Raw genomic sequence first — 17,668 nt, 5'->3', positions numbered from 1 at the left:
TATGACCACTAAACCTTCATCCGGGCTTGGCGCTTCAATGAAAGACAAGCTGATCCAGCAAGCCCTGGAACGGCGCCAGCGACAGAGCAGCGAGGGGGCGCAACCCGCCTCGCTGGCGCAGGTTGGGCGCAATGCCCGGGCAGTACCGGAGCAGTTCTATCGTTTCGATCAGCACCCCGGTTACCAGCAACTGCGGATCATGCGCGACGGCGCGGCGCGCATCGGCCTGGCCAATCCGTTCTTCAAGTTGCACGAAAGCCTGGCGGGTGCCGAGACAACGATTCAGGGCCGACGCTTCGTCAACTTTGCCAGTTACAACTACCTGGGTTACTCCGGGCATCCGGCGATTGCCGAGGCTGCCAAGGCTGCCATCGATCATTACGGCACGTCGGTATCGGCCAGTCGCCTGGTCTCCGGAGACCGACCGATCCATCGTGAACTGGAAGCCGAACTGGCCAGCCTGTATGAGGTCGATGACGCCATCACCTTCGTCAGCGGTCATGCCACCAATGTCACGACCATTGGCTACCTGTTCGGCCCCCGTGATCTGGTGGTGCATGACGAGCTGATCCACAACAGTGTGCTGCAAGGGATTCAACTGTCCGGTGCGCGCCGGCTCAGCTTTGCCCACAACGATTGGGAAGCGCTCGACCGCCTGCTCGGCGATCAGCGCCAGCATTTCGAGCGGGTCCTGGTGGTGCTTGAAGGGATCTACAGCATGGACGGCGATTACCCGGACCTGCCGCGATTCGTCGAGCTGAAAAACAGGCACCGGGTGTTCCTTATGGTCGACGAAGCGCATTCCCTGGGTGTGATGGGCGCCAATGGCAAGGGCATTCGTGAGCACTTCGGCCTGGCCGGCCGGGACGTGGACATCTGGATGGGCACCCTGAGCAAGTCGCTGGCCAGTTGTGGGGGCTACATTGCCGGTGAATCGGCACTGGTGGAACACTTGAAATTCATGGCTCCGGGGTTTCTCTACAGCGTCGGCATGCCGGCCTCGGTGGCTGCCGCTGCGCTGGCTGCCTTGCGCTGCATGGCCACGGATGCCGAGCGCGTGGCGACCTTGCAGGCACGCGGCCAACAGTTTCTGGCCCTGGCCCGCGAGGCGGGACTGGACACCGGCACCAGCACCGGGCTGGCGGTAATTCCGGTGATTACCGGCAGCTCGCTCAAGGCCACGCAACTGTCCGGCGCCCTGGCCCAACGCGGCATCAATGCCCAGCCGATCCTGCACCCGGCAGTGCCGGAAAAGTCCGCCCGCGTACGCTTCTTCGTGTCATGCCTGCACACCCCCGAGCAAATCGCCGAGACCGTCGCCGTCGTCGCGCAGGAGCTGAAAAAGCTATAACGCAAGTAGGCGCAAGCCGGCTCCTACAGGGAATGTGTGGACACGAAAAGTGACGGTATGCGCACGATTTTGTAGGAGCTGGCTTGCCAGCGAAGACGGCCGAAAGCGCACTACAAGTTTCAAAGGCGCCTTCGCCAGCAATGGATCAGAACATGCGTCTGAGGTAGCGGTGAATTTGTCGATAACGTGCGCAGCGGTCGAGCAGGCCGGCTTTAGAATGGGAGTTGTACTCCCGGGCTTGATGGGGACTGCACGGCAGGCCGCGAATCTGAACCAGTGGTTGCTCATCGCCACCCGGTGATTGCAGCATGCCCGGGCTGATGCGCCATAGCGGCACGTTGTGGGCCTCGGCACGGGATTGCAGATCACCGGGTTCGCTGGCTCGCCACACCAACAGCTTGCCGGTTTCGCCGACTACGGATTGCATCAGCCCGGCACTATCGCTGGCGAACGTCAACCGGCCCCACCGGCTTTTGAGCAAGGTCCGGATCACCGGCCGCTGTCGGTGTGGCACACCCAGCACGGTCAATGTCCCCGCGAACTGGCTGTCCTGGTGTTTTTGCCGGGCCAGTTGACGGGCCACAGTCATGACATCGCAACGCTGATCGGTCAGCGGGTCGACGTAGCGGCAATAGCGGATGTACGCCGCCGCCACCAATTGCTCAAGGTTCGGTCGTGCCTGGCGACGGGGGATTGCCAGGCGATCATCGGTCAGGCCCCAGCCGGCGTAGAACGGCAAGCCGAAGCAGGTGACCGGGATGCCTTGAATCAAGGCCTCGAGCCCGGCCTGACTGGTACCTACATAGACCCGCTGCGCCCGGCGCGCCAGCGAGGCCCAGGACACATGGCGACTTTCCAGTGTCACGCCGCGGGCAAGAGCGGCGTCAAGCAGGCAACTTTTTTTGTGGCCGTTGATGCAGTCCGGGTGAATCCGCACCCGCACGTCCGCCTCGGGGTGTTGCGCCAGTGCTTCGTCGAGCATGCGGATAAAATCGGCTTCGCACAGCCCGCCGCCAGGGATGGAGAAGTCGCCATAAGTCTGGTCGACCACCAGAATCAGCGGCTTGTCACGGCCCAGCGGGTCGTCGTCGCTCAGGTCCGGTGCGTTGTTGTATTTGCCGATGCCACTGCTGCGCATCAGGGCAATCAGCTCCCGTGCGGTCGCCTGCTCCGAAGCGCTCAGGGTCTGCGGGGCTTGCAGGATGTTCTCCAGCCGTGACGGGCGATCGGCCAGGTAGTGAATGCCAATGGGGTCGACCACCATCGACATCGGCGTATCGCCTTCGACGCCCAGCGAAGATGAACGCAGGAAGCCATCCTCCAGTGCGACGTAGGGAATGCCCCAGCGCTTGCACAAGACCCGCGCATGGTCAGAGGAACTTTTGTAGCCGATTCCGGCAATCGCCTTCAAGCCTGCGGGGCGCTGCCGGCCGCGTCGCCACAGCCAATGAGGCTGACCTTCGGGGTCGAGAAACTCCTCCAGATGATGGACTTTCCACATCACCCACTGCGACATGATGCCCACCCGGCCGGGACCATCCACCAGCGATTCAAGGGGTACGGATCGATTCATTTACGGGCTGCTCATGGATGGGGCGATAGTCTGCGGCGCAGGTTGATGACCGTCGGGAAGGGCATCACGCAGCTCAGCCAGTTCGTTGGAAAGGTGTGTCTCGGCATGAAGGCGTGGCGGGCATAGAACGCCCTGGCCGCAAGGTTCTTCACCTGCACTTCCAGCTCGATTTTGGTATGGCCAAGGCTCAGTGCCTGATCAAAGGCGACCTGCAACAAGGCACTGGCCACCCCCTGGCGTCGTGCGGCTTTGCGCACATGCAAGCCGTACAGATAAAAACCGTAGTACCACTCGCGACATTCGCTGATCACGAACAGGCCATAACGCAGCGAGCCGCCCAGTCGCCCAAATTCATGAATGAATGGCCGGATGCCCGGTGAAAATGGTCCGCGGCGCTGGTGTTTGAACGAGGCGTAACCCACTGGTGCGCCGTCCTGACAGGCCAGCAGGACGCGGTCCCAGTTGATCGACTGCGCGAGCAGGCGATGGCGGCAGTCTTCATTGCCGAGGATAAACGCCAACGAGCCGCGCCCCGCGGTGATCCAGCGCGCAACCGCAGGGTCGCGCTGCGCAAGGCTGGACGCGAGAACCACCTGCACCGGCTCACCTCGGGTTTCAGTCATCGGCAGTAGGGGCCAGATGGTCGATAAAGGCCTTGGCCAGATGCTCGACTCCGAGGTCTGCGCAGGCATTGGCACGCGGCGAAGTATTGGACCAGATGAAGTACTCGGTATCGCCATCCGGTGCCTCCAGGGCGCCATAGACGTCAGGCAGGATCGGCACATGGTCACCGAAAAAGCACAGCCCGGTTGGTGTGCTGCGGCTCAGAAAATGTTCACGCAGCTGACCGAGCATGCGGTCGGCATTGCTCAAGTGGCGCACGTACGGAGCCAGATCACGCAGGCTTTCTGGTAGCGGCTGGTCAAACCACTGCGGCAGGTCGCCGGCTTCGACATTTTCCAGGTGCAGCGGGCCGTGGTTTTCCATGGTGATGGCATGAATAAACAACGGCTGGGTACGGGACGGATCATCAAGCAACGCGCTGATCTTGTCCGCCACCGCGCAGTCACCGATGAACGGGCCGGCCTTTTGCTGTTCGGTGAAACTGCGGACGTCGATGAATTCGTCGAAGCCCAGTGCAGGCAACACCTTGTCCCGACCATAAAAACTGCCGACATAAGGATGCACGCAGACCGTGCGATAACCCTGGCGTTTGAGCGCCTTGGCGATGCTCGCAACGCCCTGTCGCGCCAGGTGGCGATAAGGGTTGAATCGATGGACGCCCAGTTGGTCGACCTTGATCCCGGTGAGGAAGGCAAACTCGCTGCGGACCGTGTTGGCGCCCCACGCGGCGACTTGCAGACGACCCTGGGCCAGCGCCTCGGCCCGCAAGGTGTCGAAGTGGCCGAGCACCTGTGGACGGATGCCGGGCCACAGCCTGCGCGCATCGAAGAACGATTCGCTTTGTACCGATACCAGGTCCGGCAGCACGGTGTCGGACGCCGGGCGTGGCAGCTCATCGGCAAACGCCGAGTGCAGTCGATTGAGGTCCACCGGGCGCCGGGCCGCGATAAAGTACGTCCACAAACTGGCCGCCAATCCCCAGCGACCGAGGTCGAGGCTGGCGTCGAACGTCGGGCGCAGTGGCTTCAAGCCGCCGAGCATCAGCAGCACCAAACCGCCCAGCAGTGTGCCCGTAGCCACGACGCAGGCATTGCCGCCCACCGGTTCGAAATACAACCCGCACGCGAGGTAGGCGATAAACAGAAGGGCCAGGCCGATGGCTTTGCCAATGCCGAAGAATGGCAAGTACAGGCGTGGAAAGCGTACGGCGTCGCTGAAGTATTCGAAATCGGCGCAGACAAATGGCTCGCGCAGCGAATGGTATTTGGCGTTGCTCACCAGCACGATCAGCAGCCACAGCGCCAGCACGTTGACCGCACTGAAATACGCGCGACCGCTGATCAGGTACAGCAAGCCAACGGCGAATGCCCAGGCACCGCCATGCAACAGCCAGCTGCGAAGCGGACGGGACCAGCCGGTACGCGGCACCAGGAGCATTTCGATTGCGCAAGACAGGAGAAAACCAGGCACTACAACCGAGCAAAAAACGTTATTCAAAAAATCAGGCACCGTAATCCAGCCACCGCAAAATGATCGACGACAGTCGTGGCGGGATGACCCCCAGAGCCCAGCACCCAAGGTTCAGCGGGAACGGAAAGCTGATGCGCGCCTGGTTCGCCGCCAGCCCGCGCTGAATCCGTCGCGCAGCCTTGTCCGGGGTCCAGAGCAGCGGTTTTGGCCCGGGCATTTCAAAGCACATTTTCGATTCGACGTAGCCCGGCATGATCACGTTGATCTTCACACCATCGGTTGCCACCAGGTCGCGCATGGCTTCGCCATAAGCCTTGATCGCTGCCTTGCTGGCGCTGTAGCTCGGTGTGGCCGGCAGTCCGCGCCAACCGGCCAGCGAGCTGAACAGGGCGATCTGCCCGGACTTGCGGGCACGCATGGCCGGCAATGCGGCCTGCACCGTGGCAAGGGCTGCCAGCACGTTGATTTCGATCAGCGCCTGGGACAGCTCCCAGACTTCGCCTTCGCCGTTGTCGCCGGTGGACGTATTGACCCCGGCACCGACAATGATCAGGTCCGGCTGCTCGGTGACACTGATCTCGCCGATCCAGCTGCGCAAGGCCTGCAGATCCTGAACATCCAGCGGTTGCAGCAGTACGCGGGCGCCGGCGGCGCGGCACTGGGCGGCCATTTCCTCCAGGCGGTCCAGGCGTCGGCCCTGCAGGATCAGCGTAACCCCCGGTTTCGCGTAGGCGGGTGCCAGCGCGCCACCGATGCCGCCTGTGGCACCGGTGATGAGAATGCAGCGTGGAGACTGTCGTGACGTCATAGGTACTGTTCGATTTTCGAGGTTTTGGCCATCAGCACTTCCAGGGAATTGTTCACCGCCATGTCGATGCCGCAGCGGGTGTAAAAGCCGCCGTTGACTTGCGTGGTGTGAATGACCGTGCTGCGAAAGCGCTGAAAGAGGGTGGAGTCGGGAGGCTCCGGGTTGTCCCAGAAATCATCGAGACCGCCTTGGTGGGTCAGGCCCTTGAGGTTGTAGATCGGGTCGCTGAGGGCAATGGTCGGCACGTTGTGCATCAGTGACGAACCGCCCACGGTGCTATTGACCGTGACCACGCCGGCGACATGCGACAGCAGTGTCGGCATGTGGCCGCTTTCGAGGAAGTACACGCGGTCGGCAATGCCGAATTTGTCGGCAATCCGGCGGGTGATGCGGTGGTAGTTGACGATGCCTGGTGTCAGCGGATGGTTCTTGACCACCAGCCGCGCATCGCTGCCGGCATGGCGGGCAAACGAGCCCAATACGTGTTTCAACACATCCTTCATATGCTTGAAGGGCGAGTGGTCGCGGATCTGCGCATCACTGTCGAGTTGCAGCGGCAACAGGAAGGTTCGGTGACGGTTGCGCGCCACTTCACTGATGACCTCGGAGTCACGGCCCCTGGCACTGACCAGGCGCAGGCCCTGGCGAATGTAGCCGGCATACTCCACGGCCGCGTTGAACGGGGCGTGGGTTTTATAGTGGGGGAACACCACTTTGTTCAGTGCGCCGCCGACGTGATACATCACATCATGGAAGGCCCTGGAGGCAAAGGACAGGCGGAATGAATTGCCGTTGTGATAGCGCGGGATGTACTTGCCCACTTCCCGATACCACTGCGGATCGCGGGGCAGTAGCGAGTGATTGTTCACGCCATTGCGCTCAAGGGTGATCCAGTACGGGCGGAAGTAACCCTCTTCGAACACGTGTACGCGAATCCCCAGAGACTTGGCCAGTTCCACCGCCGGTTGATGCACGGGGCGGCAGTCACCGAAGAGCACCACATCGGTAATCTGGTCGGCGCTGAAACACTGGCTGTAGAAGTCTTTCAACTGCTCGGGGCGCGCCGAACAAAACACGCGCGTGCCGCTGCCGTACAGGGTGTCGCCCATATTGAAGTTGATGGACTTGACCCGTTGTCCCTCGGCCCGCAGCGCTCGCACCAGACGTGCAAAAAACGGTGAACTGACGCCCTGCAAAAACAGGAACGAGTTGCGTGGTTTCACCGATACCAGGCGTTTGGAGCGCTGCATGGGAACTAAAATTTCCTTGGCGACGGTCTCAAGACAGTAAGGAGCAAACGCTGAATCATCTCTCGCCATGTTGGAGTTCTTCCTTGCGCAGGTACTTCATCCCAGTTCTGAATCTCGATTAACGTACGTTCGGGGGTGGTGAATCTTCGGGTAATGCGGCTGACATAAGTCGGGTAGCGAATCAGGGTCGCGGCCACCAGTTCGTCCAGGCTCAGGCGCCGGGTACGACGCGCCTGGACCTGCGGGCTGAGGTCCTGATCGTGGGTCAACCCCCAGCCGGCATAAAACGGCTGGCCGTAAGTGGTCACCGGCACGCCGCGCAACAAGGCTTCGAAGCCCGATTGCGAGGTCAGCACATGCACCTCATCGACCTCGGACAACAGCTCGTGGAAGGGCACATCGCCCACCACCTGGTTGCACCATTGACGGGTGTGTTCTTCGTCCTCGCCAGCCTCGCGTGTGCCGGCCAGCACTTCAGGGTGCGGCTTGTACAACAGCCATGCCATCGGGTGGCGGGCGCGCACTGCCTTGAGCAAATCAAGATTGCGCCGGATGCGGTGCGCGCCGTAACGGATCGAGGCGTCGGACTCCACTTGTCCCGGCACCAGAATCACCTGCTCGACACCCGGCGGACGTTTCCACGTGGCACCGGGCAAGTTGTATTTGGTCACTCCGGCGGCGCAGATCGCTTCGCGCAGCGCCGCCGCCCGCCGCAACAACTCAGGCGGGCACGACTCGTTCTGCAAGAGCTGCTCCAGACGCGAAGGGCGAGTGGCGTCGTAGTAGATGCCCAGGTCGTCGAACACCCAGGACAGTGGCCGGGTTTTCTTCGCGCCCAGGCCGACTGAACGGAGGAAGCCGTCTTCGACGCGGCCCAGGTGGTTGGTGTGGTGCTGTTGCGCCAGTGCCGAGTCGTGCTGGCAACCCCAGCTGACCACCATTGCAAGGGGCTTCGAACGTCTGGAAGGCGCGGCAAACCGGGTGGATGAACCATTGAAAAAGTCCAGCACCAACGGCCGTTTCCACTTGCTGAAACCAACCATCTGCAAGTCCTGCGGCAAGCGACTGCGCATCCGTCGCTGCAACCCCAGCCATGCCAGCACAGTCTCGGGTTGGCACGGCGCGCCCGTCTCCGGGTCGACATAACGCGGGTACTCCACCAGCGCCGCATGCACCAATTGCTCAAGACTGACCGGCTGGCGCCGCTCGGGAGCGGGCAGGGCATCCACGGTCAAACCCCAGCCGGCATAAAACGGCATGCCGAAAGTGTGCACCGGCACGTCCGACAACAGCGCGTCGAAGCCCAGTTGCGAGGTCATCACATACACCGCCTGAACTTCGCTCAGTAACTCGGCAGGATGAACATTACGGCTGATCACATGGACGCGCGGCCGATTGCTCAGCGCTTCAAGATCAAAGTGGCCTTGCTTGCGGCCTGCCACGACATCCGGGTGGATCTTCACCACGACAATGCACTGAGGATGCTCATCGAGTGCAGCCTGGAGCATGCGCTCAAAATCAGCCTCGCCGGCGCCCTGAAGTGAGGCATCGCCCTTGGTCTGGTCAGCGACCAAAACGCAAGGTTGCGGTAAATGGCATTGTTCGATGCGGGCGCTGTTGTACTTGGAAACGCGCTCTTCCCGCCAGCTCGCCTGCAAGGCCCGGGCGCGGAGAGTCTGAGACTCACCCAAGGATGTCGGGATCAATACTTCCAGGCGCGACGGATTATCGGCATCGTAATAAATGCCCAGGTCATCGACGATCAGCGACAGCGGCGGCTCATCCGCACCAAGGCCCACCGAACGCAAAAAACCATCCTCTACCGACAGCACAGGCAGACCGGTTTTTTGTGCTTCCCGTTGGGCAAACAGGGCGCTTGGCTTGCGACCCCACGCCAGCAACACATCGGCCTGAGCGACGTCACGAGTCGAACCAGGCAGTAATCGATAGTCGGGCAACAGGGCGGGGAGCGTGGCAACTTGCTGGGCGCCTTTAGACAGCACCAGCAAGCACGGCCGATTCAGGAGGTTTTTGTCCATGAAAAACAGCAGGTATCCCTAGGTGACGCACTCGCTTGCGAGACGCGCAAAAAATCCAAAGCGTCTCAGGCAACGCTCTTTCATAAGTGGGGCGGATGATAATACAAAGCCGACAATTTATAACGATAAAAAGTGGGAAATGACCTACAAACATTGGGTGTTGCTCAGAGGAGGGGCACTGCCGGCGTTGAGTCGTGCGGTATGACTATTGGCACCTGAAAGGCGAGGAGTCCTTGCGTACCTTCTGTAACAGTCGATCAAAATGGGGCGACATCAAAAATCTCCAACCGGCAACTGCCATGTTCGAGCTCTCGGCGACACAGAAAAGTGACTATTTTCCCTGGGTTGATATAACGTTAGTTTCCGTCAGGCTATTGAGCCGTTAACATACGCGCCACTTAAATCAAGGATCGATCGATTTCCCATGAATCACCTTCCAATTGCCAAAGAAGCGCTCAGCGCCCAGGCGCAAGCCATCAGCCAGCTCGCAGAACGTCTCAATGGCGAGTTCCAGCGCGCCGTAGAGCTCATCCTCGGTTGCAAGGGCCGCGCTGCGGTCTGTGGTATGGGTAAATCCGGGCTGATCGGCCAGAAAATGGTCGCCACCTTCGCCTCCACCGGCACCCCGAGCCTGTTCCTGCACCCGGCGGAAGCCTTCCACGGCGACCTGGGCATGCTCAAGCCAATCGACGTGTTGATCCTGATTTCCTACAGCGGCGAAACCGAAGAAGTCATCAAGCTGATCCCGAGCCTGAAGTCCTTCGGCAACAAGATCATCGCCATGACCGGCAATGGCCAATCCACGCTGGCCAAGCACGCCGATATCTGGCTCGACATCTCGGTCGAGCGCGAGGTGTGCCCGAACAACCTGGCGCCGACCACCTCCACCCTGGCCACCATGGCCATGGGCGATGCCCTCGCGGTGGCCCTGATTGCCGCACTCGACTTCAAACCCATGGACTTCGCCCGCTACCACCCCGGCGGCAGCCTCGGCCGCAAACTGCTCACTCGCGTCAGCGACGTGATGAACACCAACATCCCTAAAGTCACCCGCGACACTTCGTTCCACGACTGCCTGCTGGTCATGACCTCCAGCCGCCTGGGCCTTGCACTGGTCATGGACAACGACAAACTGGTCGGCATCGTCACCGACGGCGACCTGCGCCGCGCGCTGCTGAATAACCCGGGCGTGATCAACGAAAGCGTCGCCAGCTTCATGACCGCCAAACCGCACACCGTGAAAGCCACGGCGCAGTTGTGTGAGGCAGAAGCCTATATGCAGGATCACAAGATTCGGGCGTTGCCGGTGACGGCAGAGGGGAGTGATGAGGTGGTGGGGGTTGTGGAGATTTTTGATTAGGTCAATTTTGAAGCGGTAATTTCTGCATTTTGTTTGTATAGGCAGCTAATCATTGAGACTCTTAGTGGTTGGCTGCCTATTAAAGTGCTGGCTATGTCGCTGTTAGCCATACTGGCAGGTCATTTTTCCCAGTAGATGCCTGTTCTCAAGATTTTTCCGATTCCACCAATAATGCAGTTTGGCTCAGTGATCTTTTTTGTAACTACTGATCTAGTTCCAACTACGCAGCCATCAGCGATGCTTGCATTCTTTCCAATGAATACACCTTGACCAATCCATACGTGATTTCCAATGACGACTGGAGAATGCGGTAGGTTAATTTGAGTTTTTGTTTCTGAATCAAATATTTTATGGGCGTCTGAAGATCTGATTTTTATTTCATTTGAGAGTAGGCAGTCGTCGCCAATATATATGTCTTGATCTCGGCAGTTTAAAAACATGCCGTTAATTGTGCAATTTTTACCGATCTTTACTTTTCGTCCGGTCCCGATGATGCCAATGTTGATAGCGCCGTTTAAATTGCAGTTGCTATCAATTTCAATGGTGTTATCAGTTCCTTGGATAGATATTTTCAGTGCTCTGATGTTGCAATTTTCACCGATTTTAACGGTGTTGTTTTTTCCGCCTGATCCGTTATGAAAGGCTTTGAATTCTAAAGAGCATTCAGCGCTAACTTTGGTGTTGTTACCGATGTGGATGATGTTTTCATCAGTGCCGGTAAGTTTCTGGAAATTTAGCATATTGTGAGCGTCCGCTATAAAGCAGAGGCCCTTTAAGGGCCTCGATTTTGTGATTATTTTGTTTTACGAAAGGAATATTGAAGAGTATTTTCCGTAAAGTCGAACTATCGGTTTTTTCGCGTCTGCAAAAAATTTATCTCGGTTGTTGTTGTATTTTTCAATTTTTTTCTCGCTGCACGTTTTGCTAATAATGCGCGACTCAAATGGGGAAATGACGAGCGCAATTGGATTTAGGCGTCGGCGTCTTTTTGTATTTTGTATATTGTATTCTATACCGACTCTCGGAGCTGAAGGTGCTTCTGATTGTTTAAGTACCTGTGCTTTTGCTGGCGCTGGTATCTGCACCGGTTGAGCAGCAGGACCTTTCAGTCGTTGGAGTGCTCTAAAGCCCTCAGGCCAAATAGACATTTTTCCGGCGTCAGGAGAATCCTTAAGTTCACGCGGCAAGACAATATAGCGTGCAGTGCTCGGCCCAAGAGGGTCATGGAATCTCAGGCCCTCTAGAATAAGCGCGTCATCAATTGTTGGTGTCTGCAACCAGTAATCTAGAATCCGGGTGGAGGACTTGGCCTCAATGTTGAGAGTGGTCGTGTCATTTGTTTCGGTAGCAACGGCGTGGGCAAATGCCTCGACACCACCATGGATTTGTGTGATCAGTGAATGGCGCAGATCATCATGCTCGGAGTTATCAAAGACTGGAGTGAGTGTGTCTTGATTGTTTTCAATGCAAATGAATGAATCATGGGCCGCGCAGAATATGGATTCATAAACGAAACGATGCGTTTGAATGCCGTGCTCTTTGCCGTTGGCGGCTGATAAGTGGGTAACATAGCCCCGCATGTGTTCGGTATTTAATGGCTCGTTTCGAGCGCTAGAGAATGTTGCAAAGTAGAGTCCAAGGAAATTTTTGTTTGTTATTCTCTGGAGGGCTGCTTGCATGGAGCCAGCATAACCGATGTCCACGAGTGCACTAGATGGCGCCTTATCAAGGTTGTGGCCTTTTAGGTATTTTAGATAGTTCTCTCTCTCTACTTTGGCGGCAGCCAGTATTCTTTCGCTAATAGACTCTATGAGCGCCAAAATTACATCTTTCGGAAATTTTGCACCTATAAGTGCTGCGCCGCTCTCAAAACCAAACTGCTTATACTCTTCATCTGATATGGAGTCTGTGGGTAGACCGAAACGACTCCACAGATATTCGCCTATGGATGTTGCATAGATATGTTTGTTTGCTATCTCGAGGATGTCCGCGAGGCAGTAGATCGACGAAACTCTTGCAGCTCGCCGAGAAGCATATATGTAATGAGTCTTTGGCGAGTTTGGCACATTTAAGAAAAGTGCGTCAAAAACTTTTTTTGCGATTAATCCGTCTCTGGATAAAAAGTAGATGTCTGTGATGCCGGATTTAATCGCCTCTTTGTATATCCACGCGGCAAACCCACTAATTACAGGGCCAAGGGCAGAGAAGCCAAGATTAAAAGATTCACCATTGAATAGTGTTTTTGGCTTTATTTGAGGTGTCGGGGAATCATAATAATTACGAGCAATTAGAGAGAATAGAACGCTGTCAAATTCGGTCTTTCCAAGTTTTAGTTCCTGGATTAGAGGTGTAAATCCTTGTGCTTTTTCAAGGTTTTCGCTTGCGCGGGGAATTCTATAGCTTTGTAATCCTTTTGCCATGGCTGACTGATAGTCACCCTTGAGGTTGTCACCAATATGCAAAATGTCTTTACGGTCTATATTTAACTCGTCGGCAACGCAGTCAAATAATTCACCTTCATGTTTTCTGAAGCCAGCCTCAGAGGATACGTATATTTTTGTGAATTCGTTGTATCCGCTCTTATTTAAGAGTGATGTAATAAACTCAAGGGTGTGTGTGGTGTCTGATATTGCGATAATTTCTTTGCCGAGTTTTTTGGCGTATTTATACATTGCCCATCCGATGTCTCGGCGGACGCTTACTCGAAACTCTGAGGTTAGTTCAAGTTCGAGAAGGTTTTTCTTTTCGTCTTGGGTTAGGTCGTATAGGCGTGCAAGTTCATCGTATACATCTAAGGTGCTTACTTCTTGCTTTCCGTCTTTCAGGAATTGGGCTTCTCGCGTTTTCTTTTCCGCAAGCATCCGATTGTTTCGGAAGTTTTTAACCTTTCCATTGGTTGCTTGTCTTGCTCCAGCTTCACAGAACGCAAAGACATCCGTAGGGAAATAGTACGAGCGAGAAATTAAAGTATCAAACACGTCAAAGGAGACAATGCTCGATCTTTCAATTTCCGCTCGCCAGTTAGGTTCTTGAGTTTTTTTAGGAAGGGTCGTTACATTATTTTTTTTTTCGTAGAGGCTACCTACGGTCTGCTTCAGGCTTTCCAGTTTGTCGATGTTTCTGTAGCCCCAGTAAAACGAAAGCATGTCCCGTATTTTGTCTTTTCCGTCAAAATAACTTGTTTCTTCGAGTTTGTTTACATTGAATACGGATGATAAGACATCTGACCAGAAATGGCCGAACATGAATGACTGAAATACCGATGAGTAGCATTGCTGAGTATTTCCGATGGTTATTACCGGCTTAAAGAAAAACTTTGTGTTTTTAGAGAAGTATTTCGCTTCGTGTACAACGGAGGAAGATAGTGAGGCGACGGTTTTTATTTCGTCTGATGCAATTAAGAAATAAGTTGGCTCATCGGTAATGGTTACGTTTCGATGCCGTTTGATGTAAGAGAGTACTTCCTCGTCACCACTTTTTACAAAAGGGTGGCGACTATAGTAGACGTGTTCGTGAGTTTCGCAGAGTTTTGTGAACTCATCTTTGAAATCTAATAGTGATAACATTTTTCCGTTTGAGGAAATTGCTTTGTCATAAAGTGTTTGACCGACGAACAGCGCTGAGTCGGCTAAAAGATCTAATTTGGCTCTTCTGAACCCTTTGTAGTTTTGAACTCGAAGTCTATCGGCATACGAAAAATAAATATCCTCATTTAGGTTGTATTTTTGTAGTGCTTCTTTAATCGTTTCTTTGTTGGAATTAAATGCGAAAAGCACATCGTCCAAATAGCGGATGGGGTGAAGCCAAATGTCGATGTATGTGATTTTGCAGCGATCCATTATCTCGCGTGTGGCAGCAGAGAATTCATAGCCAACTACCAGTGCGCTCTCTGGGATGTGCTCTTTTAAATAAGAGATTGACTCTTGGTTGATGTTGTTCGAGTTGAAGTCGAACTGCATCTCTTTTGGGTCAAGGTTGACGTTGGATAATGCGAAAAATTTATTTCTTACGAATCCGTTTTTTTCAGAGACGGCGCTTTTAAACTCTACCGGTAAAATATTGGCTGCTTGATGCATGGGTCGTTTGAGGATGTCAATTAGCCAGCGAGTATTGTTTGCTTGTTCGCTTTCTTTTGTTGCTAGGAAGTCTGCGCATAGAAATATTGAATCAAACATATTTATCTGTCCTGGTGTTTTGATAACTACCTACGGCCTTCCTAGGCTAAAAAGGTAGGTAGTTTAACTTGCAATAAGTGTTTTTGACTTTTAGCTTATATTGTTGGCTATTTACTAATGGCGTTGCCCAAAATCATCGTTTGCACGATCGGTGAAATGATTTTTTGCCATTCATAAATCGCAGCATTGGTGACATAAATCGTGTCGTCCGGCTTTACTACAACTTGGCGAGCAAAGAACATCGCTGCCGGATCACGCATATCAATACGCAGAACAGTAGGCTTTGTTTCACTTTCCCCCATCCGAAACACGAACACACCCTGTGGATTCGCGTTTGCCTCTTTCAAGCCGCCCACAGAACCCAGAGCATCCAGCAAGCTGGCGTTTTGAGAGGGCAGGTCGTGCAGGCCTGGCTCGCCCACGGCACCCATCGCCACAAAGCGTTGGCGTGCGCGGTCCAGAACCACTTCGGAGTTTGGCTTCAGCACGAAGTTGTTACCGGCAAGGATATCTTCGTAGTTGAAGGTATTGGCTTGAGCACCATTACGCACAGTGACATTAACCAAATGCGGTTCCATCACCGGACCGCCAGCCTGGTTGACGGCATCAAGCAGTGTCAGCGGACCTTGCAGGGTGGAGAAACGTCCCGGGGCCTTTACCGCACCCGCCACCAGCACCGAGCCAGACAGATCGCCAACCAGATCAACATGCGCTTGCACGTCAGTGGTCACGCCCTTGAGCTTCTGGCGAATCATGTCTTCGACCTGGATCAGGGTCATGCCGGCAACGAACTGATGGCCAACGTACGGCAGGGAGATCATTCCGTTGTCGTCGATGCGTACTTTGAGTTGGGTACCGCCCGTGGAAAGCGGGGCAAACAGGCCACTGCCTTCTGGAGCGTTGTCGGTGATCAGCACGTTGATCACGTCACCGCCCATCAGGCGCACGCTTTGCGCCAGGGGAGTGGTGATTGTGGCTTTGGCCGGTTTGGCGGCTGGACGCATAAACGGTGCGATGGTGTTGGCGTTGATGTCCACCAGGTCATACGCAATATTTTGGCTTTTGTTTTCGATATCGCCTTTGTAAGGGCCGGCACCGGACATGACGCCGCTGCAACCAGACAAAGTGAGGGTCACCAGCATCAAACCCGCAACAGCGCTGTTTCGCATGTTCAAGTTCAGGGGGCGAAGGGGCAGGCCGGAAATGGATTTAATCACGATGATCCTCGATCGATGCAATTAGGAAGCGGGTAATGCCGTAGAGCAGAAGCAGGGCCAGGAAGATGGTTGCCAGGTTGTACCAGCGCTCCGGATACAGGGCCATTTGCGGGGTGTTCGGGCTGACCACGGTGACCAGGGTGCGAATCTTCTTGCTGGCTTCGATACGGGCGTTGTCCAGTGCGGCAACGGCGGTCTTGTAGGTTTCTTCGGCGATGCCGGCGTCCAGGGTCAATTGCTGGAAGCGCGAAGCGACGACGTTCAATTGGTCTCCATCGGGAGCGGAAACCAACAAGCGTTTCTCGGCAGCAAGTTGTTCACGAATGGCACTGACGCGTTGCTGCTGTTGCTTGACCTGAGGTGAGTCCGGGCGAAGCTTGTAGCTCATTTGCGTGAGTACGGCGCGCTCTTTGGAGTGCTCACCTTCGAGGGTGTCGATGATGCTGGCACGGCCTTGAGCCGAGCTTTTACCGTCCAGTACCTTGTTGCGGTTCTGGAAGCTCAGCAGCTCTTCCTTGCGTTTGGTGTAGTTCTTTTTCGCGCCTTCCAGCTCGCCCTGGGCGAAGCGCATCTGCTCGCGGGCAATGCTGTGGGAGACTTCGTTCACGAAGTGTTCGCTGGCTTCCAGAATGGTCTTGACCATTTGCTCGGCCAGTTCCGGGCTGAAGGCTTGCACTTCAACTTTCAGCAGGCCGGTGGTTTCGTCGTAATGAGCCGAGACCATGCGCTGGTAGTACTCGAGCAGGTCTTCGCGTTCGGTGTCGGTGGCCAGCCAGAAGAACGGGTCGCTGCGTTGCTTGCTGTATTGCTCGACCCAGTGCAGGCGATCTTCCAGCAGTTGCATCATGTCCATCGACACAATGTATTCGCGCAGGTAAAGGGTTTCTTCGCGGGAAGCCGGGTTGGCACCGCTGAGCAGCATGCTCAGGCCAGGCATTTGCGCCGCCGGGTTGTTGCCGTCCTGGCGTACAACCACTTGCGCGGAGCTGACATAGCGATCCACGGCGAAAAAGCTGTAGTAAACGGCGGCCAGTACCATTGGCAGCACGATCAGCCCCAGTGTCAGGCGCCAGCCCTTGAATTTACCCGTACTGCTCATATGCTCACGCATCCTTGAAATGAAACTGTCACGCCACGGTCAGGCGATCAGGTGTTGTAGGCCTTGATGCCTTCATCGACATCGTCATAGATCTGCACCCCGCCATCGCGCACCAGCAGCACGACGTCACAGAGCTTTTTGATTTCGGGCATGCTGTGGGATACCAGCACCACCTTGGATTTCTGCAGGCGAGTTTCGAACACGTCCGCGCACTTGCGCTTGAAGTGCGCGTCACCTACCGACATCACTTCGTCGATCAGGTAATAGTCGAAGTCGAAGGCCATGCTCAGGCCGAAGGCCAGGCGCGAGCGCATGCCGGAGGAGTAGGTCTTGACCGGCTCGTCGATCCAGCTGCCGATTTCCGCGAAGTCTTCGACATAGCTGACTTTCTGGCGCATGGCGTCGCCTTCCGCGCCGTATACCCGGCTGACGAACTTGATGTTTTCGCGCCCGGTCATGGTGCCGTGTAGACCTCCGGACAAACCCACCGGCCAGGAAATGCTCTTGTTGGTGACCACCGTGCCGGAGTCCGGTACGTCGGCACCGCCCAACAGACGCATCAGGGTCGATTTACCCGAGCCGTTACGACCGATCAGGCCGATGTTTTTGCCCGGCGGAATCTGCAGTGACAGGTCGCGGAACACGTGCCGGCGACCTTTGGGGGTCAGGTAAGACTTGGTGATATTTCTGAGCTCGAACACG

13 protein-coding genes are annotated in these 17,668 nt (G+C 55.8%); 2 read left to right on the top strand and 11 right to left on the bottom strand.

The features are described 5' to 3' along the window. Position 1: 1 nt before the first annotated feature. The gene (locus tag KGA83_RS24005) at positions 2–1,351 is read left to right on the top strand and encodes an aminotransferase class I/II-fold pyridoxal phosphate-dependent enzyme (protein WP_317850601.1); all 1,350 of its coding nucleotides are present in this window, start codon (positions 2–4) and stop codon (positions 1,349–1,351) included. A gap of 145 nt (positions 1,352–1,496) precedes the next feature. Here the strand turns inward: KGA83_RS24005 and KGA83_RS24000 are convergent, their stop codons facing one another. The 6 genes from KGA83_RS24000 to KGA83_RS23975 form a co-directional block, all read right to left on the bottom strand. Further along, positions 1,497–2,924, bottom strand: a complete 1,428-nt coding sequence (locus KGA83_RS24000; RefSeq protein WP_223531072.1) for a capsule biosynthesis protein — start codon at positions 2,922–2,924, stop codon at positions 1,497–1,499. Between the two features lie 11 nt (positions 2,925–2,935). Then, positions 2,936–3,547 (bottom strand): GNAT family N-acetyltransferase, encoded by a 612-nt coding sequence (locus KGA83_RS23995; protein WP_223531071.1) that lies wholly within the window; start codon positions 3,545–3,547, stop codon positions 2,936–2,938. Next, entirely contained in the window at positions 3,540–4,985 is a 1,446-nt protein-coding gene (locus tag KGA83_RS23990) for an LTA synthase family protein (RefSeq protein ID WP_223531070.1), read from the bottom strand. The genes KGA83_RS23995 and KGA83_RS23990 overlap by 8 nt, the downstream gene beginning before the upstream one ends. Positions 4,986–5,049: 64 nt before the next feature. After that, positions 5,050–5,826 carry an SDR family NAD(P)-dependent oxidoreductase gene (locus KGA83_RS23985; protein ID WP_108219156.1) on the bottom strand — a complete coding sequence of 259 codons (777 nt, stop codon included), beginning with the start codon at positions 5,824–5,826 and terminating at the stop codon, positions 5,050–5,052. Beyond that, complete coding sequence (locus KGA83_RS23980; RefSeq protein WP_223531069.1) at positions 5,823–7,076, bottom strand: capsule biosynthesis protein; 1,254 nt, start codon at positions 7,074–7,076, stop codon at positions 5,823–5,825. The genes KGA83_RS23985 and KGA83_RS23980 overlap by 4 nt, the downstream gene beginning before the upstream one ends. Positions 7,077–7,081: 5 nt before the next feature. Continuing rightward, positions 7,082–9,115 (bottom strand): capsular polysaccharide biosynthesis protein, encoded by a 2,034-nt coding sequence (locus KGA83_RS23975; RefSeq protein WP_223531068.1) that lies wholly within the window; start codon positions 9,113–9,115, stop codon positions 7,082–7,084. Between the two features lie 424 nt (positions 9,116–9,539). On the opposite strand from KGA83_RS23975, the gene KGA83_RS23970 reads away from it, so the two are divergent. Continuing rightward, entirely contained in the window at positions 9,540–10,475 is a 936-nt protein-coding gene (locus KGA83_RS23970; protein WP_115948394.1) for an SIS domain-containing protein, read from the top strand. 119 nt (positions 10,476–10,594) lie between these two features. Here KGA83_RS23970 and KGA83_RS23965 read toward each other — a convergent pair whose 3' ends face one another. From KGA83_RS23965 to KGA83_RS23945, 5 genes are all read right to left on the bottom strand, one after another. Next, positions 10,595–11,215, bottom strand: a complete 621-nt coding sequence (locus KGA83_RS23965; RefSeq protein WP_223531067.1) for an acyltransferase — start codon at positions 11,213–11,215, stop codon at positions 10,595–10,597. A gap of 63 nt (positions 11,216–11,278) precedes the next feature. Further along, positions 11,279–14,650: an HAD family hydrolase gene (locus KGA83_RS23960; protein ID WP_223531066.1), complete on the bottom strand. Its 3,372-nt coding sequence runs from the start codon at positions 14,648–14,650 to the stop codon at positions 11,279–11,281. A 107-nt stretch (positions 14,651–14,757) separates the two neighbouring features. Next, the gene (locus KGA83_RS23955; protein WP_223531098.1) at positions 14,758–15,819 is read right to left on the bottom strand and encodes a polysaccharide biosynthesis/export family protein; all 1,062 of its coding nucleotides are present in this window, start codon (positions 15,817–15,819) and stop codon (positions 14,758–14,760) included. A gap of 40 nt (positions 15,820–15,859) precedes the next feature. Beyond that, positions 15,860–16,966 (bottom strand): ABC transporter permease, encoded by a 1,107-nt coding sequence (locus KGA83_RS23950; RefSeq protein WP_223531065.1) that lies wholly within the window; start codon positions 16,964–16,966, stop codon positions 15,860–15,862. 47 nt (positions 16,967–17,013) lie between these two features. Beyond that, positions 17,014–17,667 (bottom strand): ABC transporter ATP-binding protein, encoded by a 654-nt coding sequence (locus KGA83_RS23945; protein ID WP_108219151.1) that lies wholly within the window; start codon positions 17,665–17,667, stop codon positions 17,014–17,016. Position 17,668: the final 1 nt, after the last annotated feature.

The sequence above is a fragment of the Pseudomonas sp. GL-R-19 genome (assembly GCF_019956375.1).
Taxonomy (GTDB): domain Bacteria; phylum Pseudomonadota; class Gammaproteobacteria; order Pseudomonadales; family Pseudomonadaceae; genus Aquipseudomonas.
Note: the sequence above shows the minus strand (reverse complement) of the source record. Positions and strands in the feature narration are given on the sequence as shown.